This is a genomic window from Legionella busanensis (assembly GCF_900461525.1).
GTDB lineage: Bacteria > Pseudomonadota > Gammaproteobacteria > Legionellales > Legionellaceae > Legionella_C > Legionella_C busanensis.
Genome location: NZ_UGOD01000001.1, coordinates 1,926,191 through 1,951,750, shown reverse-complemented (window position 1 = coordinate 1,951,750; position 25,560 = coordinate 1,926,191). Strand labels below are relative to the sequence as shown.

Below are 25,560 nucleotides of genomic sequence, written 5' to 3'. Positions count from 1 at the left end.
CTGGCCCAACATTATTCTCGTATAAATGTACTCAAAACTTACGTGGTATCCCTGCTATACTAATAATTTTGGTCGCTATTTCCTCTACAGAATAACGAGTGGTATTTAGGTAAGGAATATTTTCCCGTTTATACATCACTTCTACTTCGGCAACTTCTAACCGGCATTGCTCAGCAGAAGCATAACGGCTATGAGGTCTGCGTTCAGTACGTATTTGCTGTAGTCTTTCTGGCTCGATAGATAAGCCAAATAATTTATTTTTATAAGGGCGTAAGCATTCAGGCAGGCGTGAATAGTTTAACTCATCTTCAGTAAAAGGATAATTAGCTGCAAGAATGCCAAAATGCAGTGCCATATATAAACAACTTGGTGTTTTACCGCAGCGAGAAACACCTATTAGAATAATATCAGCTTGTTCATAGCCTTTTATTTTTATGCCATCATCATGTGCTAACGCATAATCAACCGCAATAATTCGATAAGTATAAGCTTGGGAGAACCCATGCGCTCGTCCTACAGTATAAGATGATTTTTCACCTAATTCTTTTTCTAAGGGACCAAGAAAAGTATTAAATAAATCTAATACACAAGCATTTGCTTGTTTAATAGTATTTGTTATATCAGAGTTAATTAAAGTCATAAACACTAAAGGTTTAATACCTGTTTCTGCAAAAATGCGATTAATTTGCTCAACAGCTGTTTGAGCTTTTGGTAAAGTATCAATATAGGGTGTAATATGTTTCTCAAATTCAATATTACTAAACTGAGTTAGTAAGCTATGCGCTAAGTTTTCAGCTGTAATTCCAGTTCCATCTGAAATTATAAATGCATGACGTTTCATGAAAAATCCACCAATTTAATCAATTTCTATCATAACAGGAAATGAAGGATATAAAGCTATAGCAAATGGAATTTAATGCCAAATTGAGTATTGCTTGGCAACCAACATTTCTTCTGCTATTTTGAATAACAGACTTCTTTGAACCAGGTTTTCAAAGAGGGCAAATAAAGTTCTTTCAAACGGCTCTTTCCTTAAATGGCAGCAGGAAATTAGCGCTAAAATGTTTATATATTACTTATAGGGCGCTTCTTTAAATTGATTTCGACTTTAAAGTGTTTGAAAAACCAACATGGTAAATCATCTAAACAAACTATGAAAGAAACCTTTTTAAATACCAAAAATCTACTAGCTATTGCTAATGAAATACAAGCTATTGCACAAACCGGGCTATCTTATTGTAATGATATTTATGATAGAGAGCGCTATAAGCAATTGATGGGTGTAGCAGCAAAGTTATTTACTATAAAAGATGAAGAGGCAAGTGCCTTAAAGGTAAAATTTTTAGCTGAATCTGGGTATGCTTCACCTAAAATTGATGTTAGGGCAGTGATTTTTAAAGAAAATAAATTATTGTTTGTACGAGAAAAACAAGATGGCAAATGGTCTTTACCTGGAGGTTGGGCTGATGTAAATTTATCACCCTCAGAATGTATTGTAAAAGAAGTTCAAGAAGAAACGGGCTTACTATGTAGAGCTACAAGGCTCCTTGCTCTCTGGGATACAGCGCGACATGAGCATCCACCTCACTGGCCATACACTTATAAATGTATCTTTGAGTGTGAAGTACTAGGTGGTCAATTTGCCAGTGATCATGAAATTATTGACATTAGCTTTTTTTCTATTGATAAATTGCCTCCTTTATCAAAAAATAGGATTACAAAACAGCAAATAGCGACAATAATTAAATTATTAGAGGTAAAAAAAGGCTATACAATTTTTGATTAATTGGCTGAAGCTTGTAGGTGAAATTATGGAATATGATAGATACCAGCATAATAAAACTTTATTTATTATTAGTATAATTAGCTTAGTTGCTGGTTTATCTTTGCTTATTTTTTCGCTTTTTATTTTACCCAATTTAATTTGGCACCTTCATTATAATGTTCCATCCTTTATTTATATTTGGAGTGAAAACCTTAAACAACATTATAATTTTAGCGATATAGGGGCTCATACTATTGTTTTTTTAATTTTTTTCTTGCCGGCTATTTTAGCTACGTTTATTGCTTATCTAACCTCAAATTCTATAGAAAATGAATTATATGGCTTGACTACAGCAGAAGAAAACAGCCCTCGAAAAAATACTATAAAAAATAGTAGTAAAGAGACTTGGTTAGTAATTTTACAAATATTGATTTTTATAGTGCTAATTATTAGTGGTATATATACCTTGCATTGGTTAATTTCTGTACCTCCGCCAACTTAGTAGGAGATATTCATGAATTTTTTTACTCGATTTACTATCCGCTCCATGAAAAAAAAGATTAAAGCTTTGAAGCATGATCGTGCACTTAATCCTACCTCTGACGAAGCGATCGCAAAAGAAATTAATCTATACATGAATCTGGCTAAAATTTATCGCTCGGTAAAAAACAGAAAAAAATTTCCTTTTGCCGAAGTTATGGTAGATGAATGTTACCGCGCTGCGGCCTCTTTAGATTCTGTTGAGGCACAGTATATATTAGGTAGCAAACTTCTAGAGGAGGGAAAATTCCGCGAGAAAATAGAACAGGAAGAATTATTTGCAAATCTTAGTAATAAACGCCAGCAGCAACAACTATATGAAGAAGCTCATGCTTATTTGTTAGCTGCAGATAATTTAGGTCATATTAAGGCAAAACGTTTACGAGGCCTTTGCTATATCAATGGTTGGGGTGTTGATTCTGACAAGAGAAAAGGCTTTGACCTTATCGTTGAAAGTATTGATAAAGAAAATAGCTGGGATAAAGTTCCACAAATCTTTGCAGAAATAGGACTTAATAAACCTGAATTTTTCTCAGCATTAGCGAAGCATCGTAATAAAAGCTAATGGTAAATTTAAATTAAATATTTTTTTTAACTATTTTAATGCCAGTAATTTAAATACCAAGTAAGGATTTTTTGTCCCCAAAATAAGGTAATAAGTCCTGCAAGGCAAAGGAATGGCCCAAAAGAAATAGGTGTATTCTTAGATTGTTTTTTAAAATTTAAATAAATTAAACCAATTATAGTACCTGTGATAGATGAAAATAGAAGTATTAAAGGTAATGCTGTCCAACCAAACCAGGCTCCAAAAGCGGCGAACAATTTAAAATCACCATGGCCCATGCCGATTTTACCAGTAATAAGATAATAGGTTTTTATTAATAACCAGAGTAATAAATAAGCGCCAGCAGCACTTAATACGGCATTAGGTAACGATATAAATAAAGCTTGGGTATTAGCAATTAAACCAAGCCATAATAAAAGTAAAGTTAAACTGTCAGGCAATAATTGATGATCAAGATCAATAAAAATTAAACAAATATTTATCCAAATAAATAATAAAGCAAAAACTAAAGAAAGGTTAAAGCCAAAATGCCAGCTTGCATATGAAGCTAACAACATACTGGATAGTTCAATTAGCGGGTAACGCCAAGGAATAGAAGTACGACAAGAATGGCAACGACCCCGTAAAAAAAGGTAACTAATAATAGGAATATTATGAATAGCTTTAATTGTTTTATGACAGTTAGGACAAAACGATCGAGGCATAAAAAGATTAATATTTTTATCTTTGACTTCAGGTAAATTTAATAAATCAGCACAATCAGCCAACTGCTCTTGTTTTAGCATTATAGGAAGCCTGTAAATAATAACATTTAATAGGCTACCAATAATGAGTGCTAGAAGAGCAATAAAAAAATAAAATAAAGGACTGTTTAATTCTATAAATTGATTATCGAAAATCACCATTAGACCACTGAGCCTAGTTTAAAGATAGGTAAGTACATAGCAACGACTAACCCCCCTACAAGAATTCCTAATATTGACATAATAATAGGTTCAATTAAGCTACTTAAGGAATCTACAGCATTATCAACTTCTTCCTCATAAAAGTCAGCTACTTTTGAAAGCATTTGTTCTAGCGCACCTGATTCTTCACCAATTGCAATCATTTGAACAACCATACTTGGAAATAAATGAGTATTATCCATGGCTACACGAATTTGCTGGCCATTTGAAACTTCCTCGCGAATTTTATCTGTTGCTTGCGCATAAATAATATTACCAGTTGCGCCAGCAACCGCACGTAAAGCATCCACTAAAGGTAGTCCTGCTGCAAACGTGATTGATAATGTTCGCGCAAAACGCGCAATTGCTGCTTTCTGTAAAATAGTCCCAATAATGGGAAATTTAAGCATTAGCCGATCAATTGTATGGGCAAAATGAGGGGAAGTATTCTTTGCCCGAATAAAAGCAAATATAGCTATACCAATGACCCCAAAGATGATATACCAATAAGCTTGAAAGAATTCAGACAAACTAATAACACCTCTTGTTAAGGCAGGTAAATCGGCGCCGAAACCCTTAAAAAGGGATTCAAATTGCGGTACCACAAAAATTAATAATGCAGCCGTAACTAAAAAAGCTATAATAACCACCGCTATTGGATAGGTTAGGGCCTTTTTAATTTTTTTCTTAATTTTTTCTATTTTTTCCTTATAAGTAGCAATTTTAGCAAGCATAATATCAAGTGAACCTGATTTCTCGCCGGCATCGACTAAATTATAATAAAGTTCATTAAAAAATTTAGGATGCTTTTTTAACGCTTCTGTTAATGTTAACCCTGATTCCACATCCTTTTTTATTTCTTCAATAAGAGTCTTAACTTTTTGGTTGGTTTGACCTCGTGCAATAATATCAAAAGATTGTATAAGGGGTATGCCTGCATTAAGCATAGTCGCTAGTTGGCGAGTAAAAGCGGTAATATCGGCAGTGGTAATCTTACGTTTCTTTTTATCAAAAAGTGATTTACGTTTTTTAATTACTTTATTAGTAATAATGCCTTGTTTTCTTAAGCTAGCTTTAGCAATAGCAATACTATTGGACTCAATTAAACCACTTACCTTTTGGCCTGAACGGTTTACTCCTTCCCAACGATATGTATCAACTGTAGTTTTAGTTTTATCCATAAATTTTACTCAATTGTTACTCGATTGACCTCTTCAAGTGTTGTAATACCTTCTTTAATTTTTTCAAGTCCAGCTTGATAGATTGTGGTTAATCCTTCTGCTTGAGCTTGGCGTAAAATATCAAATGAATTACCGCCAGACATAATAACTTTGCCAATTTCTTTTGACATTGGCATAACTTCAAAAAGACCAATTCGTCCTCTATAACCTTTATTTGAACAATAATGACAACCCATTGCTTTATATAATTGTATACTTTGGGCTTCTTTTTCGCTAAATCCTAGCTCGACTAAGCTTTGAGGCGTTAAATCATCTCGTATTGACTTGCATTGATCGCATAAACGCCGGGCTAAACGTTGAGCAATAATTAGACTTACAGAGCTAGCAATATTAAAAGTTGGAACCCCCATATTACTTAAGCGTGTTAAGGTTTCCGCGGCACTGTTCGTGTGTAATGTAGATAGTACTAAATGTCCTGTTTGTGCGGCTTTAATACTAATTTCTGCTGTTTCTAAGTCCCTGATTTCTCCAACCATGATAATATCAGGGTCTTGACGTAAGAAGGCCCGTAATGTGCCAGAAAAGGTTAGTCCGGCTTTAGGGTTAATATTGACTTGGTTAACGCCTTGCAGTTTAATTTCTACAGGATCTTCGGCAGTAGAGATATTAACTTCTTGTGTATTAAGCAGATTTAAAGCTGTATAAAGCGTAACAGTTTTACCGCTACCTGTTGGACCTGTAACTAGAATCATCCCTTGCGGTTTTTCTATGGTCTGTAAAAAATGCTGTTTTTGAACAGGATTAAATCCTAGTGATTCGATGCCAAGTTTGGTAGCGCTTGGATCTAGAATACGCATAACTACTTTTTCACCGCCCACAGTAGGGCAGGTACTAATTCGAAAATCAATAGCGCGTGATTTAGATAGCCTCATTTTAAAACGACCATCTTGTGGTACACGTCTCTCTGAAATATCTAAGTTAGACATAACTTTGATTCTTGAGGTTATTCTGCTTGCTAAGCTAGCTGGGGGCATTGCTACTTCTGTTAAAATGCCATCTAAACGATAACGAATGCGATAATCTTTCTCAAAAGGCTCAAAATGAATATCAGAAACCCCTTTTTTTATAGCTTCTAAAATAATTTTATTGACAAATCTTACGATGGGCGCATCTTCCTGTTTAAGTGTATTTTCTTCAGGCTCTTCTTCACCTGAATTAATTTCTATACCTTCGTAGCCCTCGTCGCTGGCACCATAGCTAGCTAATCCTTCATTTTCCTTCTCATAGAGAAACTTATCAATTAATTTAGCTAATTTATCTGTTTCAACCACAATGGCGTTGGTATGTAAGCCTGTATGAAATTGGACTTCTTTTAAGGCTGTTTGTTTACTTGGATCGTCAGTTGCTAAATATAAATGATTACCGTGTGTATAGAGAGGAATAATACAATGACGTCCAATTAACTTATCATTAACAAGAGAAATCGGGATAATATCTGGGTCGATACTATCTAAGTCTAATAAAGGAACACCAAAATTTTTCGCAATAATTAAGGCTATTCTACTTGATTCTAAAATATGATTAGAGACAAGATATTGCAGTAATGTTTGGCGATTATTTTGAGCAATACGCTGATACTCTAAGGCTTTAACCTTATCTAGAAGATTTTCATGCACCATTAATTGGGCAATTCCTTGCAAGGACTGGTCCTCTGATGTTGCTTTCATAGCGTAGTTGGCTTTTTATAATCCTATGCTTAATTTTAGACAAAATTATGTTAGAGTGCATTAAATATATAAAAGAATTAAAATAAAAATAAGGACTTACTCTTATTAGCTTTAATAAAATCTTTTCTCAAAGCCCAGATTTAAAATTAACAAACTCTATAACCCTTTATATTATTTGCTAAATTTATTACCATTAATATTCTTTCTGTATCTTTTAGGCTTAAAATTCAGCCAGATAAGTAAATTTGAAAAAGCTTATGTATTATTGGTTCCATTGATTTTGCTAGCTTTTAAAGCTTTATTCTTAATGATGGAACTTGCTGTATTATAGCCTCTGTGGTAAAAAGATAAATTTATTGCCTAGGACGCCATTTTGTCTTTAGAGGAACAGCGAAGTAAATTTCATGCTTTAAAGGATTGGTGCTCAACTAAGCAGGGAGGCGATGTTAATAAAGCCTTTTTTGCAGAATTAAGTCCTCTTAAAGAGCTTCTTCATGGGGACACATTGCTACAATTAGGAAGTTTGGGCGATAATTTTTTTTATAAGCTTCGTTTTCAACATAAATGGCTGGTAACACCTTATTTAAATAATACTTCTACTGCTGTAACGTTACTTAATCAACTGCCATTAGATAGGGATAGTATTGATTGTCTTATTGCGCCATTAACTTTAGAGATTCTGGGATCAAAGAATATATTTGATGAAATTGATCGGGTACTGAAGCCTTTAGGTTATGTTATTTTTTTTGGTATAAATCCATTTAGTCTATGGGCATACTGGTTACGTAAAACCAGTAAAAAAGATTTTCAGGTCCTATTAGGTAAACCCGTTTCCATTTTGTCAGTTAAGCGGGCTATGTTGCGTCGGGGCTACATGCAATGCCATTTATCTACTTTCTATTATATACCGCCTTGTAAGTCAGAAAAATGGCTAGCAAGATTCGAGATTTTTAATGAAATAGGAAAAATGATTTCGCCTTTTCCTGCAGGTTTTTATTGCTTGGTTATGCGGAAATTGGAAGAAAATTTAATCGGTCCAATTTCTCTAGAAACTGATAAAGAGGCCTTAATTAGTGCCAATCCGGTTGCGCTTCAACCTACATGTAAACATTAAGTTTCTTGACAAGAGAAGGTAGGAAAAATAAGTTTTCGCTGTATAATGTAGCCATTTAATTTTCTGGTTATATTTAATGTCCAAAAAATCTTTATACCGTTTAATTTTCGCCAATCAAGATGTGGTTTATGAAATTTATGCGCGTAAGATTTGTGAAAGTGAAATGTTTGGCTTTCTCGAAGTTGAAGAATTTGTTTTTGGTGAAAACACTTCTCTAGTTGTTGATCCTTCTGAGGAACGTTTAAAGCTTGAGTTTGGTAGTGTCAAACGGACATTTATTCCTATGCATTTTATCTATAGAATAGATGAAGTTAGTAAACAAGGAGTGGGGAAAGTTAAAGAGAAGTCAGGAAAAGATAGTACAGTTAGCCTATTTCCTGTACCTGAAAAGCGTTAATTAACCATCAAAGTAGTAGGTCCTTAAATGTCGATTCCAAGCAAAATTAAAGAAGTTTATGAAAAATCTACTTGTTTATATACAACTAAAGAGGTAGAAGCCGCTCTTGACAGGATGGCAATTAATATACATCAGGAGCTTTATGATAAAAATCCTATTATCTTATGCGTAATGATTGGCGGATTAATCCCTATGGGAAATCTCTTACCTAGATTAGACTTCCCATTAGAAGTGGATTATGTTCACGCTACTCGATATAAGGGCGATATTAAAGCGAGTGACTTGGTATGGAAAGTTAAGCCAAGCCTTAACTTAACAGGACGCACAGTTCTAGTTATTGATGACATTCTTGATGGGGGGCTTACTTTAGCTGCCATTATTAAAAATGTAGAGGCAATGGGTGCTGCAAAAGTTTATAGTGCAGTGCTAGTTGATAAGCATCATAAACGTGATCCGAACGGCTTGGAAAATGCAGATTTTGTGGGCCTCCATGTAGATGATCATTATATATTTGGTTATGGAATGGATTATAATGAATATTTGCGCAATGCACCTGGAATATTTGTTGTAGCCCCGGAACATGAGTAAAGTTAAGCTAATCAAGCTAGAATTAAAGCTTAAGAGATGCTTAGTGTAATTTAGCTTCGCACTTCTACGTGCCGCGACTTATTCGCGGCATTCAGACGCGACCCCAATCAAAAATATAATGCTTTTAATTAGAACACATTTAAATATATTTCCTTGAGCTAGGAAATTCATTAAGTGCTGTATGAATCTGTTTATATAATTCGGGCAGCCAGCGTGGTTGAGCAAAGTTTGAAGTTGCTGCCTTACCAATACGTAAATCATTAGGTGCTATGATTAGTTTAACGTGATTTAATCCAACACGTCGCGTTAAGAGAAAGAGTTGATCAATTGCCCAATCACCAACTGCTAGACAGCCTACAGAAAAAGATTTGCCATGTAGGAAAATATTATTGCCTAAGTTGTGTCGCCCATCTTTACTGGCCTGCAGACGATCAAAATGATTAGGATAATCGATCATCATAGATAGGTGCATATTACTGAAAGGATTAAAAGTAACTAAGCGATATACGCCTTCTGGAATTTGCCCATCTCTCTCTTTTAATTTAGGTCCCAGACGGCCACTGAAAGCTGTTAAAGAATAGGTATGAATAAAATGCCATGGTTGATTATCATTTTTTGCCCATAGCTCTATTTTTCTTTCTTTTTTAAACGTAAGAAGAGCGATTTCTTTAGGAGGATAGCTAACATGGGCTTTATCAAAAAAACGAATCATTTCAGGTTCAGTACGAAGTCCATAACGAATGATGGCATTATCAACTGCTTTATCCCAATTTACTTTTGGAGCCATGCCAAGTACAAAGCTACTTAAGATTGCTAGGAGGCAGAAAACTAAGAAGCGCATAATACTAAGAAAAAAGATTTTTCAGCATGTTATCAAAAATTATTAAACATTAGAACATCACTTCGCGTTTCCTTTTGTGCCTAGAGCATGTAAATATCTTACGGTTGCTCAAGTAAGTCTATAGGTTGCGACTTGTCACGTCAGCCAAAAATTCTAGATTCCGCAAACAGTCAGTATTGTTACGTAAATAATTTTAAGAGCTAACCGTAGCTAAAATGTATCTAAGTTATCCCTTACAAACTATTTGCCATCCCCGCGCAAGCGGGGATCTATCCTTTAATGAGGAATGAGGCTAACTTGTACATGGATTCCCGCCTACGCGGGAAAGACATTTATGATTCAAGTAATGATGTATCAACGCAGTCAGCTTGTTCACGGGATCCATTAAGCAAAATGTTAGACTCTACGTTCCACAAATAAGTCTCGGAACGTAGGCATTCTGGTCATTTTAAAAAATAGATTATTTAAACTGTTATCTGAGGATGATGCTTTATTAAATTTGCGCTTTGAAATTTCTTCTGCAAATTAGGTGGTAGCTGTCTTAAAATAAAATCAGGGGCCGAAGTTAAAACACCTACAGCAGGGATTAATCCATAATAATTTGGGCACATAAATTTTAAGGTACCATCCTGACTTATTTTATAAAATACATATCGATAAGAACAGTAATCTAACTTTTTAAAAGCAGCTACTTGCAGAATAGGTGTACCCGGCATTCTGTTTTCTATAAACGAGGCATTAATCCAAAGATTAATGAGTAGTAAGCCAATACCAATAATGGAAATAGCGCCAAGTAGACTACTGATATAACGAAAGGCTCTTGTTTCACTACCAAAATAAAAAATTAAGTAAAGGATACAAGCAAGTAAAGTTAAAAGATTTATTGAATAAATAAAAGCTTGTATATAGTCAAAGTAATAACCAAGTATCTCTCCACCAGCCAGGTGATAGTGAAGGGCAATAGAAATAACTGTTACCCACAGCGCTAAAATAACATAGTTCTTATATTTATACCTAATTCCTAGTATGAGTAAAAATATACTTATTAAGGGCAAAATAATATGGATTGAATCCCTAACATAATTCATCTTAATTTCCTTTCTGTCCATCTACTATAAAATCATAGTATAAGGATAAGTTATAATGAAAGCCCTCATTAGGAAAATTTCTATTTACTATTCTCATTTAAAGGAGGTAAATTTTCCTTAATTAATAAAATAACCGGTTCAACAGAGTACGGAGCGCGCCTTAATTTGCGAGGCAAACTAATTTGTACAATATTACGTTTTTGTAAAAAGTGTGTCAAAGAGGCGCTAACATAATCTATAGCAGCTACATTACTTGTTTCATTCTTTGCTGTAGAGTAAACATTAACTGATCCAAGCCAAATAGGTTGATAAAAATTTTTTAAATGATAATTTGAACGCCAGATTCTTAAAATGACAGCTGCGCCATTAGAGTCAGGTTGATAAGTCATCACCAAAGTTGGTTTTCTATTTAAATAGAGTTGTGCCATAAGTGGTGAGTCTAAGGAAGAATGGCCGCCACTAATTCGTTTAACAAATGACTTAAAAAAAGATTCATTTTCTTTTCGCCATCCTGCATTTAATAAGGCAGCTTCTAAATGCTTTAATATCCCCGCATATTGAATATTAAATAAACTAATACGTTTACCAAATCGATTAGTTCGATAAATTGGTAATAAATTTTTTTGCTGGTTCCACCATGCATCATCTGTTAAAACATATTGTGCTAAATATACCTGATGAGAACGAACAGCTGGATCAAAATTAAATATTAAAGAGATAGTCGTTCCTAAAATTAACATTAAGAATAAAACTGGTGATAAAAAGCCTTTATATTCTAAAGGCCTGCCATGACGTCGATATAAAAGCCAATAAAATAAAGTAATACTTAGGCCAGCGAGATATGAACCTAGTATATCCATTACCCAGTTATCGCCTAGATAGATATAGGCAATGCCTGCACTAAGTAAAATAATAGGTAACAAAACAGTTAGAAATTGATTAAAGCGGCATTTGCCATATTTATTAAGGAATAAAATAATTCCCATAAATTGAGCCGTTGCAAATGTTAAATGAATAGCAGGATAAGAATTACTTGACTTAATTTCTAAAAGATCAGTAGGCCTAGGGCTCTCAATCCAAAAATGAGTAATTAATAACAATATAGCGCAGGTTAAATTAATACTGAGCCAAAAAATAAAGGTTCGCTTATCTCTAAAGAAAATAGTTATGAAAGAAATAAATAGAAATAGCGTTACTAAGCTAAAATTACTAACAAATTGACTTACGCTAATAAAATACACATCAAAAGGATAGGTTTTTAAACTTTGTAGGAAAAAGTGAATAGGTTCATCAAGTGATTTATGTCCTATACCATGACTAACAAAGAAACTTAATAAACAAAAAAGGAAAAAACTTAAGACAAATCCCAAACATAATGAAGCTGTTTGATAATGCTTGCTTTCACCTGGAGGCGTTAAAAATTGAATCAACTTCGCAAGCCTTGGATGTTTGCCTGACCAAGTCCAAAAATCATGGAGTTGAATACGTAAAAAATAATTTAATTTAGTAATTAACCATTTAATACTAATAGAAACAATCCATAACGCTGCTAGAAAAATTAAAACAACTATAAATAAACGCGTAGCTATCTCAGGTGACAGCTCACTACTGGCGGCGCCAATAAACACGCCGGGCATAACATATAAAATGGACCAACCAATAGCTGATAACACATTGGCTGTCAAAAAACGCCATTGACTCATATGCATCATGCCGGCAATAAGAGGAATAAGGGAACGTAGGGGACCTATGAAACGGCCTAATAAAACGCTTTTCCCGCCATGACGTTGGAAATAATTTTGACCATAGGTAAGCCAGGTAGGTTTTTTGCTAAAAGGCCACATGTTCCGTATTCGATCTTTAAAAATATAACCTAATAAATAACTAAAACTATCGCCACCAATGGCGCCTAAAATAGCTGCTAACAACGTTAAATCTACCCGCATTATGCCTGATCCGGCTAATATACCTACGGCGGTCATAGTTACTGAACCAGGAACAATACTACCAACAATTGCTAAAGACTCAGAGAAGGAAACAAGAAACGTAAACAGCAAGGCCCAATGAGGATGATTCTCAAGCCAGTGAGTAATAGGTTGTACATATTCTGAAAATAATTGCATAGTGTGTTAATTAAAGGAGCTTGAAAGTAGTTCTGCTAATTGATTATTAATCTCTGCAAAATTAATATCAGGTACATAGTCACTTATTTGTGTCATTTTTAACTTATCAAAACCACAGGGATTAATCCCAGCAAAAGGGGTTAAGTCCATATTTACATTTAAAGCAATGCCATGGTAAGTACAGCCATTTTTTACCCGCAACCCGAGAGACGCTATTTTTTTTCCATCAACATAAACACCAGGTGCTTTTTCTTGAGTCGCTGCTAAAATACTGTGCTGTGTGAGAAGTGAAATCAAAATTTGCTCCAAGTGGTTAACTAAAGCTCGAATGCTTAAGCCTCGCCTATTAAGATCCATTAATAGATACGCTACAATTTGGCCTGGTCCATGATAGGTTACTTGCCCACCTCTATCTGATTGAATTATCGGAATATTGCCAGGATTAATGATATGCTCTGCTTTACCTGCTTGTCCTTGAGTATAAACTGCTGGATGCTCAAGTAGCCAACATTCATCTATTGTTGTAGGTACACGACTGAGTGTAAACTGTTTCATTTTTTCCCAAGTAGAAAGATAGTCTTGGAGACCTAAATGACGAATTATCAACATCATAACACCATCTTTATGCCAGGATATTGAGTAAGTTCTCGGTAAAGTGCATCTAACTCTTGCTGACAGGTAGGATACACTGTTGCTGTAATAGCAGCATAATTTCCTTTTTCACTCGTTTTATAAGTTATCCGATTACTTTCTGTGTTAGGAAAATGTTTTAAAATAATTTCTGTAATATCTGAATTAAAATTATTAGAATGGATGCCAATAATTTTAATTGGAAAATCACAGGGGAATTCAATAATTAGTTTATCTGTCATTAAAACCTTTTATTAATTGTTCATATTTATTATGTAATTGTACCCAAAAAGAACTATGTGAGTTGGTGCCAACAGGTATATCATCAATGAGTGTGATAGGATATATTTCTTTTGTTGTACTCGTTATCCAAACTTCATTTGCATCAAAAATGGCTTCAACAGAAATAGGTTCTTCTTTAAAGGGTAACTTAAGCTCGGTAATTAATTCAATAATAATATGTCTTGTAACACCTGGTAAACAAAGGTTAGATAAAGGGGGCGTTTTAATAATACCTTGTTTATCAGCTATAAAGACATTTGCAGCGCTTCCTTCAGTCAGAAAACCATCCCGAACGAGTAGTGCTACATTTGCACCGGAGGATAAAGCTTCTTCATTAAGTAAGATATTACCTAAAAGTGACGTTGTTTTAATATCGCATCTTAACCAGCGTATATCTTCTAATAATTTTGCATGTAAACCGCGCTGCTTTTCTTCTAAAGTAGGGTAAGAATTATGTAAGGTAAAAACAAAGCAAGTAGGGCTTATATTTTGAGGAATATCATGTTTACGCCCGCCTGAATTACCACGCGTAATCTGCACATATAGTTGCAGATTGCCACCACCGTTGCGCTGAATTAATTCTAAAAAAATATCATCCCAATTATGAAATGGTAAATTGATTTTTAATTTCTTAATATTTGTTTTTAATCGCTCTAAATGTAAATCTAAGAAGTAGGGCTTACTATTATATACAGGAATAACTTCATAGACAGCATCACCAAAAAGAAGGCCGCGATCAAAAATAGAAATTTTTGCCTCATTTGCAGGACAATATTCACCATTTAAATAGACAACAGAATTCATTAAGACCTCAACCAAACCAATGTTTAAACATTAAGTGTACGGAATCTTTGCACCGTGTAATAAAGCCGCCAGTAGGTACATCTTCTAAAGCATATAAAGGATAGGTATCTAGGACTTTATCATCAAAATGAACAACTAAATTACCAATACGATCGCCTTTTTTTATAGGCGCTTCAATGGTGGAAGGTATTTGAGTTTTAATGCTGAGGCGCTGATACTGACCATTAGGGATAGTTATAGCTTGATCGTGTAACAGACCCACATTAAGTTTACTATTCTTGCCTTTATAAATAGGTAACTCTGAAACTGTCTGATTAGCTTTATACAATTCATGAGTTTCATAAAAGCGAAAACCATAATTTAATAACCGTTCACTGTCATCAGCACGAATTGAGTCACTCGGTGAGCCCATAACAACCGCTAATAAACGCATATTATCGCGTTTAGCAGAAGAGACTAAACAAAAGCCAGCCTCACTTGTATGACCAGTTTTGACACCATCAACTTGGCTATTTCGCCATAATAACCGATTGCGATTTGGTTGACGAATGCCATTAAAAGTAAACCATTTTTGCTTATACCAATGGTAATATTGTGGAAAATCATTTATTAAGGCTTTACCTAAAATCGCTAAATCTTTAGCAGTAGTATATAGTTTTTCATCAGGTAAACCTGTGCTATCGGTGAAATGACTATTTTTCATGCCTAATAATTGAGCTTGCTGATTCATAATTTCAGCAAAGCCAGGTTCACTACCACCTAGATGTTCTGCCATAGCTACACAAGCATCGTTACCTGAATCAACGATGATTCCTTTAAGTAAGTCTTCTACAGAAACTTCTTGACCTTCTTTGACAAACATACGTGAACCACCGGTTTTCCATGCATCATGGCTTATACGTACATTATCATTAAGATGAATTTGTTCATTACGTAGGGCATTTGAAATAACATAGAGCGTCATCATTTTAGTTAAACTGGCCGGTGGTAATTTTTGTTCACTATTTTTTTCAGCAATTATTTTACCACTATTAACATCAATTAATATAAAAGCTTGAGCATTAATGATGGGAGGCGCAGGTGTAATAAGAGGTTTGTTTGCTATTGATGAGCTGGGAGAAGGTGCTACGGTTGATAAAGAAGAATTAGCATAAAAGTTAGTTGAATTTAAAATTAATGATGTAGCTAATGCTAGCTTAATGGAAGTATGTAAAATCCTCATTTTTATACTCGCTATTCCAAAATGTTGTCATAGTATCACAGCCTTAACTAGCCATCCAATTCCCTATGACAAGTATTTTATTCAGACAAAGCATTGTATATAGTAGACTTCTTTGGAAAACTCTAATGTAGTAGCTAATTTGCAGGCTGCAGTAGTGCTTGAATCGTCTTGTACTCTATGGGTATTTAGGTCTTATGCGCTGCTACATCCTACATGATTCCCTACAGCGAGTTTCGTAAGAAGTCTAATATTAAATATTAAAGAGTATACTGAATGCGTGTATTGATTTTGATTTCATTAATAATGATAGCTGGTTGTTATCCTCAGCCACGTCTTATAAAAACTTCTTCAAGACAGCAAGCTAAGCTTACGAATGTTGCTAGCAAACCCAAACTAGTTAATAACCGTGCTTCAACATATATAAATGATGGCGCTCCACCAGGGCCACCACCTACTAAATTTAAGCATGTAAAACCTATTTATGAACCTTTAAGCCATTATGGTAATCCTGAAACTTATGCTGTGGAAGGACGTAAATACGCTGTATTAAGAACAGCCAAAGGTTATAAAACGCGAGGTATTGCTTCTTGGTATGGTACCAAATTTCATAGTCAACGAACCTCAAGCGGTGAAAGTTATGACATGTATTCTATGACGGCTGCACATAAGACATTACCTCTTCCTACTTATGTTAGGGTAAAAAATTTAAACAATGGGCGTGAAGCCATTGTAAAAGTTAATGATAGAGGGCCATTTCGTAAGGATCGAATCATTGATTTATCTTATGCAGCAGCGAGCAAATTAGGTTTGTTGACCCATGGAACTGCACCTGTGGAAATAGAGGCGCTTGATTTTCCAGGTAAATCAATTTTGGCACATTATTATGTACAAGCAGGTGCTTTTTCTTCTAAAGATTTAGCTAATATATTGCAAAAAAAACTTACTAAATTTACGCCATCGCCAGTTTTGATTGAAAAGCATAAAGAGCGCTTTATAGTCAAAGTTGGGCCTTTCTCGGACAAAAAGATGACAGAGTCTTTTAAAATGCAGTTAGCAGCACATGGCATAGAAGGTTCGTTTACTATGTTACAGTAGTTAGGTAATGTATCTATTTTAAAGTTTAATAATAATTGAGCTCTTTTTTATATCACTATACCTAATAGTAAGCCAATACTTGCACTTATAGCCATCGCTATTGCTCCCCAAACTACGACTCGTAATGCGCCTAACATGATGTTTGCCCCACCTATCTTTGCAGCAATCGCCCCAAGTAGTGCTAAAAAAATTATAGTCATGACTGACATAGCAGGAATGAGGTATGAGCGAGGAACAATAAGAAAGGTTAATAAGGGTAATAGTGCGCCAATGGTAAAACTACCAGCAGAAAATAGCGCAGCCTGGAGCGGTTGGGCACTTGCTATTTCTGTAATGCCTAGTTCATCACGAACATGGGTTCCTAATGCATCTTTGGCCATTAATTGTTGCACAACTTCTTTTGCTAAACGGTGTTCTAAGCCCCGATTAATGTAGATAGATGTGAGCTCTTCAATCTCGCTAGGTAAGTTTTCTTCAAGCTCTTTCTTTTCTCGTTGTAATGCTGATTTTTCAGTATCGGCTTGCGAGCTTACTGATACATATTCACCTGTAGCCATCGACATAGCACCAGCAATTAACCCTGCAATACCTGCAACCAAGATCCCTTTATCAGCGGTGTGGGCAGCAGCCATACCCATTAATAAGCTTGCAGTAGAAATAATTCCATCATTTGCGCCTAATACAGCAGCACGTAACCAACCAATACGAAGGGCTTGATGATGTTCTTTCTGTTGCATGTAATTAGCCTTATATTTCTGGCTTAATTTTGTAAGTTAACTTTGATTATCCATTAGGAGAGTCGATAACGACTCGAGTGCCTGGCATTCCTCCACCTGGCAAATCAACAAATTCTTCATTTAACCAACGAGCGTCCTCAGTAAACATTCTAATGCAACCATGACTTGCACGGTAGCCTGGAACTTCATCGCTGCCATGAAGAGCATAACCACGGAAAAAATGCATACAAAAGGGCATTATAGCGCCACCATTATCTCCATCTGCTCGCCTAGGAAAAGCTGTAGAAATACAGTCGAGGTCTTGTTTTCTTATAACTCGAAAAGAGCCTGTTGGTGTTGTACAGCCGCCATAAACACCCGGACATTTGTCAAGGCCTGAAGAAATTGGTCCCCACCAGACTAATTCGCCTGATTCATCGTAGGCTGCCCAAGCTAGCCTTTGCTGACTAACATAAATCGTTTTTTCATTATTGCCTTCAATATAACGCGGAAAAGGTGAAACATCATAAACACTTAATCGGTCTAAATTTTTAGGAATGGCAATGACCATGCCATGGCGTAATCTAACATTCATGCGATTAACTCTTTTTACAATATCTAATGCTTCAGAATTAGGGAATAATTTTTCCCAGCTATCGCCAGATTTAACTTTAAGGCAGAAATAATCCGATTGCTGACAGAGCGTTTCTCCATAACGAGTTATTGCCCAGCCAGAGTTTAAGCAGGCTATCATCGTTATAATTATTAAGAATAATCTTATCATAACTACTCCGAGATTGCTGGTTAATGATATTAGCGGCTTTTTTTTGCAAAACTTTAAATTAAGTTTTATATAAAATCCTCTTTTACGCTATCAGTTTTTAAAAATTGCTTATTAATAAAAGTTATAGTATAGCGTTCTCTAGATAATCAATAGGAACTTGGCCTGTCAGTTCTTTTATTTCATCAGGTAAAACGATTTTATTAGGTGTACTTTCAGTATTAAGCATTTTCTTTACTGTGTAAAACGTACACCAATTAAGTAGAGAAGGGGGATTATTTCTATCACCAAGCTCCCATAAATATCGTTGATAAAGTAAATTACTAAAGGGCTCTAATATATCTTGATCATTTTCACTTAATATTATCTGTCGAATATTAGGAATGATTGCCTTTAATGATTGGCGTTGGCAGGGTGACATGGCATGAATTTCATTATAACTAAGTGTTAAAGTTTTAATATAAGTTAAAGAGCCTTTTAATTTTTGAAAATTCTCTGCAGAAATTAAATTTAAGCCTGTTCTTTGTAAATTTAAATTTTTAATATTAGCTGGTATAGCAATGAAAAACCGAGATAAATCCAGTATATTTTCAGTATTCAATTTACTTCCGCTTAAGTCTAAGCTATTTATATTTGTAGGCATTTCTGAAAAAATTTGTAACAAATCATTTGATACACCATCTTGTAGCCACTCTAAATTGAAGTCATTCCAACTTAAATTAAGATGGGTGACACTTAAGGGAATAGCAGCTAAAACTTGTTTTAAGTTTTTCCCACTCATTTCAGCAAAATGGTTGTAGCTTAAATCTAAGCTGGTTACATTTGGTGGAATAGATGCCAAGGCTTCTGCTAAGTCTTTACTAGTCATACTTGATAAATTATTACCACTTAAATTTAGTGTAATGACATGTTTAGAAACCGCAGCAAGTGTAGATGCTAATTCTTCACCCGACATGTTTGAGAAGTCGTTATTACTTAAATTAAGCTCTACGACACTTGTTGGAATAGCAGCAAAAAGTTGTGCTAACTCTTCACTATTTATATTGCCTAAGTTATTCGAACTTAAATTGAGTATACTTATCTTAGCTGAGATATTAAAAAAAATTTTAGAAAAGCCTCCAGCTGTAAGATTAGCTAGGTCATTGCCACTTAAATTAAGACAAGTAAGCTTAAATGGAAGAGCGGAAAATATTTTAGCTAATTCAATCCCTGTTTTAATATAAAACTCATTTTCACCTAAATCGAGTTTAGTAATAGTTGCAGGAAGTGATGCAAGTAATTGCATTAATTCTTTTGTAGTTCTATTAGATAAATTGTTTGCACTTAAATTAAGAGAATTTATATTTGCTGGGATAGTTGCTAGAGCATCGAGCAAGTCTTGGCCATTTAGGTTTCCTAAATCATTGACGCTTAAATTTAAGGCTATTACATTCATAGGAATAGCAGCAAACGCTTTCTTCAAGTTAGCCCCAAGCTTATTTAGTCTGTTCCATCGTAAATCAAGCGTAGTTATATGGGCCGGAATAGCTACGAAAGCTGCTACTAAATCTTCGGCAGCCTTATCACCAAGTTGATTCCAACCTAATTTAAGGTAATGAACTTTGGGAGGAATAGCTTTAAAAATTTGAGTTATTTCTAATCCTGTTTTATCGCTAAAATTAATTTGGCTTAAATCAAGTATAGTTATATGAGGGTCAATTGCTTTAATATCAGTAAGTAAATCATCACTTATATTTAATTTAAAATACATGTTCCAAATCCTTGCTTAAGTCCAAATTTTTAAGATAAAAAGCTTGCCAATCTTATAGATAGACTAAGGCAATTTCAATTTGATCCATTGAAAATTTAATAGATACTTGATTTAGTTAAACGTTAGGTACTTTAAGTTATTATAAGGCGTAATTTCTGTTTTAAGTTAGTTATGAAATGCCTGCTAACTTTTAATTTAATTTCGCGTTATACTATCACCATTCAATATGTATAGGTTTAGTTTATGAGTTGGCTTAAGAAATTATTACCTTCTATTATTAAGACGGAATCTAGTCAAAAAAAAGGAGTACCGGAAGGGTTATGGGTGAAATGTCAGGGGTGTAATTCAGTTTTATATAGCACTGAGCTTATAAAAAATTTATCAATCTGCCCAACCTGCAATTACCATCATCGAATTACAGCAAGAGAGCGCCTAGATCAATTTTTAGATAAATCACCTCGAGAAGAAATTGCAGCTAATTTAGAACCTGTTGATCGGTTAAAGTTTAAAGATTCAAAAAAATATAAAGATAGAATTAGCCAAGCTCAAAAAGCAACAGGTGAGAAAGAAGCGTTAATAGTTATGAAAGGCAACTTGGAGTCCCATCCAGTTGTAGTTAGTGCATTTGAATTTAATTTTATGGGTGGCTCTATGGGCGCCACTGTTGGTGAAAAATTTGTCAGAGCCATAAATATAGCTACGGATGAACAACGTCCTTATATTTGCTTTACTGCAAGTGGTGGCGCGCGCATGCAAGAAGGGCTGTTTTCTTTGATGCAAATGGCTAAAACATCTGCAGCTTTAGCTCGTTTTGGCGAAACTAAACTTCCCTTTATTGTGGTTTTAACAGATCCTACAATGGGCGGCGTGTCAGCAAGCTTTGCCAGTTTAGGTGATATTATCATTGCTGAACCTAATGCCTTAATAGGATTTGCTGGACCACGTGTTATTGAGCAAACTGTGCGACAGACGCTACCAGAAGGTTTTCAACGTAGTGAATTTTTATTAGAACATGGTCACATTGATATGATTTTAGAACGCAAATCACTACGACCTACTATTGCAGAGTTGATCTCTAAATTAATTCATAAATAGTAATATGATTAAAGAAAAAAATTTATCGCAGTGGCTTGATGATTTAGAGCGTCGTCATGTGCAAACTATCCAGCTGGGCTTAGAGCGTATTACGGAAGTTGCAACTACCTTAGATGTCCTTAATTTCAATGCAGTTATTATTACTGTTGGTGGTACAAATGGAAAGGGTTCAACAGTTGCTTCTTTGGAAGCAATTTATAAACAAGCAGGGTACAAAGTAGCGACCTATACATCGCCCCATTTAATAAATTTTAACGAACGTATTTGTGTTAATCAAAAGCCTATTACCGATTTAGAACTAATAGAAGCATTTAATATTATCGATAAAGCAAGGGGTTCCATTGCATTAACTTATTTTGAAATCGCAACGTTAGCAGCTTTATGGCATTTTAAGCAGCAATGTTTAGATTTAATTATACTTGAAGTAGGATTAGGCGGCCGTCTTGATGCAGTCAATTGTATTGACGCTGATTTAGCAATTATTACAACTGTTGATTATGATCATGAAGATTACTTAGGGAATACATTAGAAAAAATTGGTTATGAAAAAGCAGGTATTATTCGTCCTAATAAACCTGTTATTTATGCTGATGAAAATCCACCAAAAAGTATATTAAATAAAGCAGCAAGTTGTGAAGCGCCTGTTTATCGCAAAAACCAAGAATTCAGCTATGAGTTAGTCGATGATAAAATAAAGTTTTCCTATCAAAATATTAATCTTACGATACCTCAAATGTCTTTTCATCCAAATTCAATTGCAGCTGCATTAATGGCCACTTTTTGTCTAAAAAAATATCTACCCATTAAAGCTGATAGTTATGTTGATGGAATCAAAAAAATCAAACTCGCTGGACGTTGTCAAATTATTACTAAACTTAAGCGCACACTCTTAGATGTAGCTCATAATCCGCAAGCAGTTCAATACTTAGCTCATTATCTAAAGACTCATTATCCTAATGTAAAGGTGCATGCTGTTTTTTCAGCATTTGCTGATAAAGATATTATAGGAATGATTAAACCGCTTAAAGATGTTGTTCATTTTTGGTATCCCACATTACTACCTGGAAAAAGAGCAGCGTCAGCTAATCAGTTGATTTCATCTTTAGCTGCCAACGATATAAATTTAAATATATGTTATAATAGTCCATTTTTGGCATATCAAGCTGCTTGTAAAGAGGCAGAAGGTCATGATTTAATTGTAGTTTTTGGCTCTTTTATAATAGTGGGCGCAATCTTATCTGCCTCTCTTAATGAGAGCAACTATTTTAAAAATAGTTTTAGCACTTTAAGGAATGGCTATGAAATTAATAATTGATGAACGATTAAAACATAGATTAATCGGCGTTGCGGTTATTGTGTCTATTGGCACTATTTTTGCCCCTGCTCTTATAAAAAAATCTAGCCATCGTTTTGATCAAACTATTTCTATTCAATTACCGCCAAAACCTATTGCTCCTAAAGTAGCTCTTCCGGAAAAACAGCAAGTCTTTAAGACTATGAAAGTTGCTCATGTTAATATTCCAGCGGTTCCAGATGATAGTAAATCTGCTGTTATAGTAAAGGCTGAACCTATTAGCGCTCTAAATGATTTAAAATCAACAATTGTTATTGCTACTAAAGAAACACTTAAACCTAATGATCAAATCATAGTTACTCAAAGACTAAAAACACCGGAACCTACTTCAAGTGTAAAAGTTACAGTTGCCACTGTTAAAAAGCAACAACTTCCCAATAGTTATATTGCACCGGTTCAGAATTCAAAAAATCTATTAGTGAAAGGGAAGTCTTTAAAGACAAGCAATAGCAATAATTATTATGCTGTACAGCTAGGGACTTTTTCACAGCAAAGTAATGCCCTTGCCTTAGTTAATAAATTGAAAAGCAAAGGTTATCAAGCCTCTTATACTAAAGTAGCTAGTAAAAATGGTGTGGTATATCGAGTTATAGTAGGTCAGCTAAATCAAAAGCAACAAGCAATACTTCTGCAACAGCGTTTAGCAAATACAATGCAATTGCAGGGGCTCATTGTTACTACAAGGATAAGTTAATTATGCAATGGAATTGGATTGATTTAGTTATACTTAGTATTATTTTACTGTCTGTATTAACGGGCCTATTTCGTGGTTTTGTAAAAGAGTTAGTTGCCCTGTGCGTATGGGCCATCGCTTTGTGGGTTGCTTTTCGCTATTCACATTATTTAGATCCATGGCTGCAAAATTATATTCAGGATAAAACAGCACGAAACATTGTTACTTTTGTCGCGTTACTTATAGCCACAATTTTTATTGGTGCCATAGTTAATACATTACTAGGGTTTCTGTTAAAGCGCTCAGGTTTAAGTGGAACTGATCGGTTATTAGGCATGGTATTTGGATTTGTAAGAGGTATTTTTATGGTTGCTTTAATTATGGTCATCGTTAAGATGACCTCTTTACCTCATCAACAATATAGCGCCCAGTCACAATTATATGCACATTTTGATCCTATGGTAAATTGGCTTTCAAGTTTAATGCCTGATTTACTCAACAAGGTAAAAGCAATAGCACCAACTCAAACTATTGTTAATTATACTAATGAAATTCAGATGAGCTAAGTGATTTGTTAGTAAATTCTTACGTCTATATGCCGCGATATGTTCGCGGCACGTAGGCGATAGGTGTATTGTAAATAGGCCTTACATATTAACATAATTAGGACCACCGCCGCCTTCCGGTGCAGTCCAAATAATATTCTGCTTTGGATCTTTAATATCGCATGTTTTACAATGTATGCAGTTTTGGGCATTAATTTGTAGTCGTGGTCCTGTTTCTTCTTCAATTATTTCATAAACGCCAGCAGGGCAATACCTTATTTCAGGAGAAGCATAAAGTTTATAATTAATGTCGATAGCAAGTTCAGGCTCCCGAAGTTTAAGATGAGAAGGCTGATTTTCTTCATGATAGGTGTTGGTTAAAAAAACAGAGGAGAGGCGATCAAATGTTAAAACACCATCAGGCTTAGGGTAATCAATTTTTTTACTTTTATCTGCTAAATGTAAAGTTGTGTGATCAGCTCGATGTTTAAGTGTCCAAGGTACATAACCTTGGGTAATAGTTTCAAAAACGCCATTTGCTAATCCGGCCCATAAACCATATTTAAATCCTGGGCGAATATTACGAACTCTAAATAACTCTTGTGCAAGCCAAGATTCTTTAAACTTTTGCGAATAGAGTGTTAACTCTATAGGTTTATTTTCAGATTCTTGAGAACTCTTTAAGGTTTCAAAACAAGCCTCTGCTGCCAACATACCGGATTTCATAGCTGCATGAATCCCTTTAATCTTAGGTACATTTAAAAAACCTGCTGCATCACCAATTAAAGCACCGCCTGGAAAAGTAAACTTTGGTAAAGATTGCCATCCTCCCTCATTAATCGCACGAGCGCCATAGTTAATTCGTTCCCCGCCTGCTAACAAATCACTTACAAAGGGATGCGTCTTTAAACGCTGCATCTCATTAAAGGGATTAAGCCATGGATTTTCGTAATCTAATCCTATGACAAAACCCAAAGCAACTTGATTATTTGCCATATGATAAATAAAAGAGCCGCCATAAGTTTTCTGATTTAAAGGCCAGCCAAAAGAGTGGATCACTTTTCCAGCCTGATGTTTTTCTGATTTAACCTGCCAGACTTCTTTAATGCCAATGCCATATGTTTGCGGTTGAGAGTCTTGTCTTAAATTAAAACGATTCATCAGATTTTGGCTAAGTTGTCCTCGACAACCTTCAGCAAATAAGGTCTGTTTTGCGAGTAAATGCATACCTGGTTGATAATTGGGAGTCTTATTGCCTTGTTTATCTATGCCAACTTCACCTGTAGCCACACCGATAACTTCGCCTTGTGGGTTATAAAGAATGTCAGCTGCGGGGAATCCTGGATAAATTTCGCATCCTAGTTCCTCAGCTTTTTTTGCTAAAAATTGACATAACTCACCTAAACTAATAATAAAATTACCATCATTATGCATTTGTGGTGGCTTTGGAAAACGAATAGCTTTTTTCGCAGTAAAAAGATAAAAGATATCTTCCTTAACGGGGGTATTAAAAGGAGCCTCTTGCCAGTTGTCAGGTAATAACTCTTTTAGGCTTCTAGGTTCAAGAATAGCTCCTGAAATAATATGAGCACCTATCTGGGCGCCTTTTTCTAAAATACAAATACTTATGTCAGTTTTAGCAAGGGAAGCTAATTGTTTTAATTTAATTGCAGCACTTAAGCCTGAAGGGCCTCCGCCGACAATAATAACATCGTATTCCATTATTTCACGTTCCACGCT

Annotated in this window: 26 protein-coding genes; 11 read left to right on the top strand and 15 right to left on the bottom strand. The window is 34.9% G+C overall.

Annotation, left to right across the window (positions count from 1 at the left end; all coding sequences use genetic code 11):
* Nucleotides 1-31: 31 nt before the first annotated feature.
* Entirely contained in the window at nucleotides 32-841 is an 810-nt protein-coding gene (gene ppsR, locus DYH30_RS08700) for a posphoenolpyruvate synthetase regulatory kinase/phosphorylase PpsR (protein WP_115331287.1), read from the bottom strand.
* Between the two features lie 255 nt (nucleotides 842-1,096).
* Here ppsR and DYH30_RS08695 point away from each other — a divergent pair, with 255 nt between their 5' ends.
* From DYH30_RS08695 to DYH30_RS08685, 3 genes are read left to right on the top strand one after another with little or no spacing between them, the layout of a single operon-like run.
* Nucleotides 1,097-1,786, top strand: a complete 690-nt coding sequence (locus DYH30_RS08695) for an NUDIX hydrolase (protein ID WP_242604675.1) — start codon at nucleotides 1,097-1,099, stop codon at nucleotides 1,784-1,786.
* A gap of 25 nt (nucleotides 1,787-1,811) precedes the next feature.
* A complete protein-coding gene (locus DYH30_RS08690; protein WP_131740630.1) occupies nucleotides 1,812-2,267 on the top strand; it encodes a hypothetical protein in 456 nt (151 codons plus the stop codon).
* Nucleotides 2,268-2,279: 12 nt separating this feature from the next.
* Nucleotides 2,280-2,870, top strand: a complete 591-nt coding sequence (locus tag DYH30_RS08685) for an SEL1-like repeat protein (RefSeq protein ID WP_115331285.1) — start codon at nucleotides 2,280-2,282, stop codon at nucleotides 2,868-2,870.
* A gap of 35 nt (nucleotides 2,871-2,905) precedes the next feature.
* Here the strand turns inward: DYH30_RS08685 and DYH30_RS08680 are convergent, their stop codons facing one another.
* Genes DYH30_RS08680 through pilB form a run of 3 tightly spaced genes read right to left on the bottom strand, consistent with a single transcriptional unit; the run spans nucleotide 2,906 to nucleotide 6,722 of the window.
* A complete protein-coding gene (locus DYH30_RS08680; protein WP_115331284.1) occupies nucleotides 2,906-3,775 on the bottom strand; it encodes a prepilin peptidase in 870 nt (289 codons plus the stop codon).
* Complete coding sequence (locus DYH30_RS08675; protein ID WP_115331283.1) at nucleotides 3,775-4,995, bottom strand: type II secretion system F family protein; 1,221 nt, start codon at nucleotides 4,993-4,995, stop codon at nucleotides 3,775-3,777. The genes DYH30_RS08680 and DYH30_RS08675 overlap by 1 nt, the downstream gene beginning before the upstream one ends.
* 5 nt (nucleotides 4,996-5,000) lie before the next feature.
* Nucleotides 5,001-6,722, bottom strand: a complete 1,722-nt coding sequence (gene pilB / locus DYH30_RS08670; protein WP_115331282.1) for a type IV-A pilus assembly ATPase PilB — start codon at nucleotides 6,720-6,722, stop codon at nucleotides 5,001-5,003.
* A gap of 373 nt (nucleotides 6,723-7,095) precedes the next feature.
* On the opposite strand from pilB, the gene DYH30_RS08665 reads away from it, so the two are divergent.
* The 3 genes from DYH30_RS08665 (at nucleotide 7,096) to DYH30_RS08655 (ending at nucleotide 8,821) form a co-directional block, all read left to right on the top strand.
* On the top strand, nucleotides 7,096-7,836 hold the full coding sequence (locus tag DYH30_RS08665) for a methyltransferase domain-containing protein (protein WP_115331281.1): 741 nt from the start codon (nucleotides 7,096-7,098) through the stop codon (nucleotides 7,834-7,836).
* 76 nt (nucleotides 7,837-7,912) lie between these two features.
* Entirely contained in the window at nucleotides 7,913-8,233 is a 321-nt protein-coding gene (locus tag DYH30_RS08660; protein ID WP_115331280.1) for a DUF1820 family protein, read from the top strand.
* A 27-nt stretch (nucleotides 8,234-8,260) separates the two neighbouring features.
* Nucleotides 8,261-8,821: a hypoxanthine-guanine phosphoribosyltransferase gene (locus DYH30_RS08655; protein WP_115331279.1), complete on the top strand. Its 561-nt coding sequence runs from the start codon at nucleotides 8,261-8,263 to the stop codon at nucleotides 8,819-8,821.
* Nucleotides 8,822-8,960: 139 nt separating this feature from the next.
* On the opposite strand, the gene DYH30_RS08650 is transcribed toward DYH30_RS08655, so the two are convergent.
* The 7 genes from DYH30_RS08650 to DYH30_RS08620 all read right to left on the bottom strand — a co-directional run bounded on the left by DYH30_RS08650 (nucleotide 8,961) and on the right by DYH30_RS08620 (nucleotide 15,811).
* Nucleotides 8,961-9,608, bottom strand: coding sequence for a L,D-transpeptidase family protein (locus DYH30_RS08650; RefSeq protein WP_115331278.1), 648 nt, complete (start codon nucleotides 9,606-9,608; stop codon nucleotides 8,961-8,963).
* Nucleotides 9,609-10,126: 518 nt separating this feature from the next.
* Entirely contained in the window at nucleotides 10,127-10,750 is a 624-nt protein-coding gene (locus DYH30_RS08645; RefSeq protein WP_115331277.1) for a type I secretion system protein LssZ, read from the bottom strand.
* Between the two features lie 80 nt (nucleotides 10,751-10,830).
* Nucleotides 10,831-12,873 carry a VTT domain-containing protein gene (locus tag DYH30_RS08640; protein ID WP_115331276.1) on the bottom strand — a complete coding sequence of 681 codons (2,043 nt, stop codon included), beginning with the start codon at nucleotides 12,871-12,873 and terminating at the stop codon, nucleotides 10,831-10,833.
* A 6-nt stretch (nucleotides 12,874-12,879) separates the two neighbouring features.
* Nucleotides 12,880-13,479, bottom strand: a complete 600-nt coding sequence (gene lipB, locus DYH30_RS08635) for a lipoyl(octanoyl) transferase LipB (protein ID WP_115332535.1) — start codon at nucleotides 13,477-13,479, stop codon at nucleotides 12,880-12,882.
* Between the two features lie 2 nt (nucleotides 13,480-13,481).
* Nucleotides 13,482-13,745, bottom strand: coding sequence for a YbeD family protein (locus tag DYH30_RS08630; protein ID WP_115331275.1), 264 nt, complete (start codon nucleotides 13,743-13,745; stop codon nucleotides 13,482-13,484).
* Entirely contained in the window at nucleotides 13,735-14,589 is an 855-nt protein-coding gene (locus DYH30_RS08625; RefSeq protein ID WP_115331274.1) for a D-amino acid aminotransferase, read from the bottom strand. Before DYH30_RS08625 ends, DYH30_RS08630 begins: the two co-directional genes overlap by 11 nt.
* 7 nt (nucleotides 14,590-14,596) lie before the next feature.
* Complete coding sequence (locus DYH30_RS08620) at nucleotides 14,597-15,811, bottom strand: D-alanyl-D-alanine carboxypeptidase family protein (protein ID WP_115331273.1); 1,215 nt, start codon at nucleotides 15,809-15,811, stop codon at nucleotides 14,597-14,599.
* Between the two features lie 273 nt (nucleotides 15,812-16,084).
* On the opposite strand from DYH30_RS08620, the gene DYH30_RS08615 reads away from it, so the two are divergent.
* Nucleotides 16,085-16,906: a septal ring lytic transglycosylase RlpA family protein gene (locus DYH30_RS08615; RefSeq protein ID WP_115331272.1), complete on the top strand. Its 822-nt coding sequence runs from the start codon at nucleotides 16,085-16,087 to the stop codon at nucleotides 16,904-16,906.
* Between the two features lie 47 nt (nucleotides 16,907-16,953).
* Here DYH30_RS08615 and DYH30_RS08610 read toward each other — a convergent pair whose 3' ends face one another.
* The 3 genes from DYH30_RS08610 to DYH30_RS08600 all read right to left on the bottom strand — a co-directional run bounded on the left by DYH30_RS08610 (nucleotide 16,954) and on the right by DYH30_RS08600 (nucleotide 20,153).
* Nucleotides 16,954-17,643 (bottom strand): VIT1/CCC1 transporter family protein, encoded by a 690-nt coding sequence (locus DYH30_RS08610; RefSeq protein WP_115331271.1) that lies wholly within the window; start codon nucleotides 17,641-17,643, stop codon nucleotides 16,954-16,956.
* A 46-nt stretch (nucleotides 17,644-17,689) separates the two neighbouring features.
* Nucleotides 17,690-18,406: a L,D-transpeptidase gene (locus DYH30_RS08605; protein WP_115331270.1), complete on the bottom strand. Its 717-nt coding sequence runs from the start codon at nucleotides 18,404-18,406 to the stop codon at nucleotides 17,690-17,692.
* A 121-nt stretch (nucleotides 18,407-18,527) separates the two neighbouring features.
* A complete protein-coding gene (locus DYH30_RS08600) occupies nucleotides 18,528-20,153 on the bottom strand; it encodes a leucine-rich repeat domain-containing protein (RefSeq protein ID WP_115331269.1) in 1,626 nt (541 codons plus the stop codon).
* Between the two features lie 243 nt (nucleotides 20,154-20,396).
* Between DYH30_RS08600 and accD the strand changes: the two genes are divergently transcribed.
* The 4 genes from accD to DYH30_RS08580 are packed head-to-tail and all read left to right on the top strand — an operon-like array spanning nucleotide 20,397 to nucleotide 23,841.
* Nucleotides 20,397-21,248, top strand: a complete 852-nt coding sequence (gene accD, locus DYH30_RS08595; protein ID WP_115331268.1) for an acetyl-CoA carboxylase, carboxyltransferase subunit beta — start codon at nucleotides 20,397-20,399, stop codon at nucleotides 21,246-21,248.
* 4 nt (nucleotides 21,249-21,252) lie between these two features.
* Nucleotides 21,253-22,563 carry a bifunctional tetrahydrofolate synthase/dihydrofolate synthase gene (gene folC, locus DYH30_RS08590; RefSeq protein ID WP_115331267.1) on the top strand — a complete coding sequence of 437 codons (1,311 nt, stop codon included), beginning with the start codon at nucleotides 21,253-21,255 and terminating at the stop codon, nucleotides 22,561-22,563.
* Complete coding sequence (locus tag DYH30_RS08585) at nucleotides 22,547-23,296, top strand: SPOR domain-containing protein (protein WP_160116182.1); 750 nt, start codon at nucleotides 22,547-22,549, stop codon at nucleotides 23,294-23,296. Before folC ends, DYH30_RS08585 begins: the two co-directional genes overlap by 17 nt.
* A 2-nt stretch (nucleotides 23,297-23,298) precedes the next feature.
* Nucleotides 23,299-23,841, top strand: coding sequence for a CvpA family protein (locus DYH30_RS08580; RefSeq protein ID WP_115331265.1), 543 nt, complete (start codon nucleotides 23,299-23,301; stop codon nucleotides 23,839-23,841).
* 81 nt (nucleotides 23,842-23,922) lie between these two features.
* Here DYH30_RS08580 and DYH30_RS08575 read toward each other — a convergent pair whose 3' ends face one another.
* Nucleotides 23,923-25,557, bottom strand: coding sequence for an electron transfer flavoprotein-ubiquinone oxidoreductase (locus DYH30_RS08575; RefSeq protein WP_115331264.1), 1,635 nt, complete (start codon nucleotides 25,555-25,557; stop codon nucleotides 23,923-23,925).
* Nucleotides 25,558-25,560: the final 3 nt, after the last annotated feature.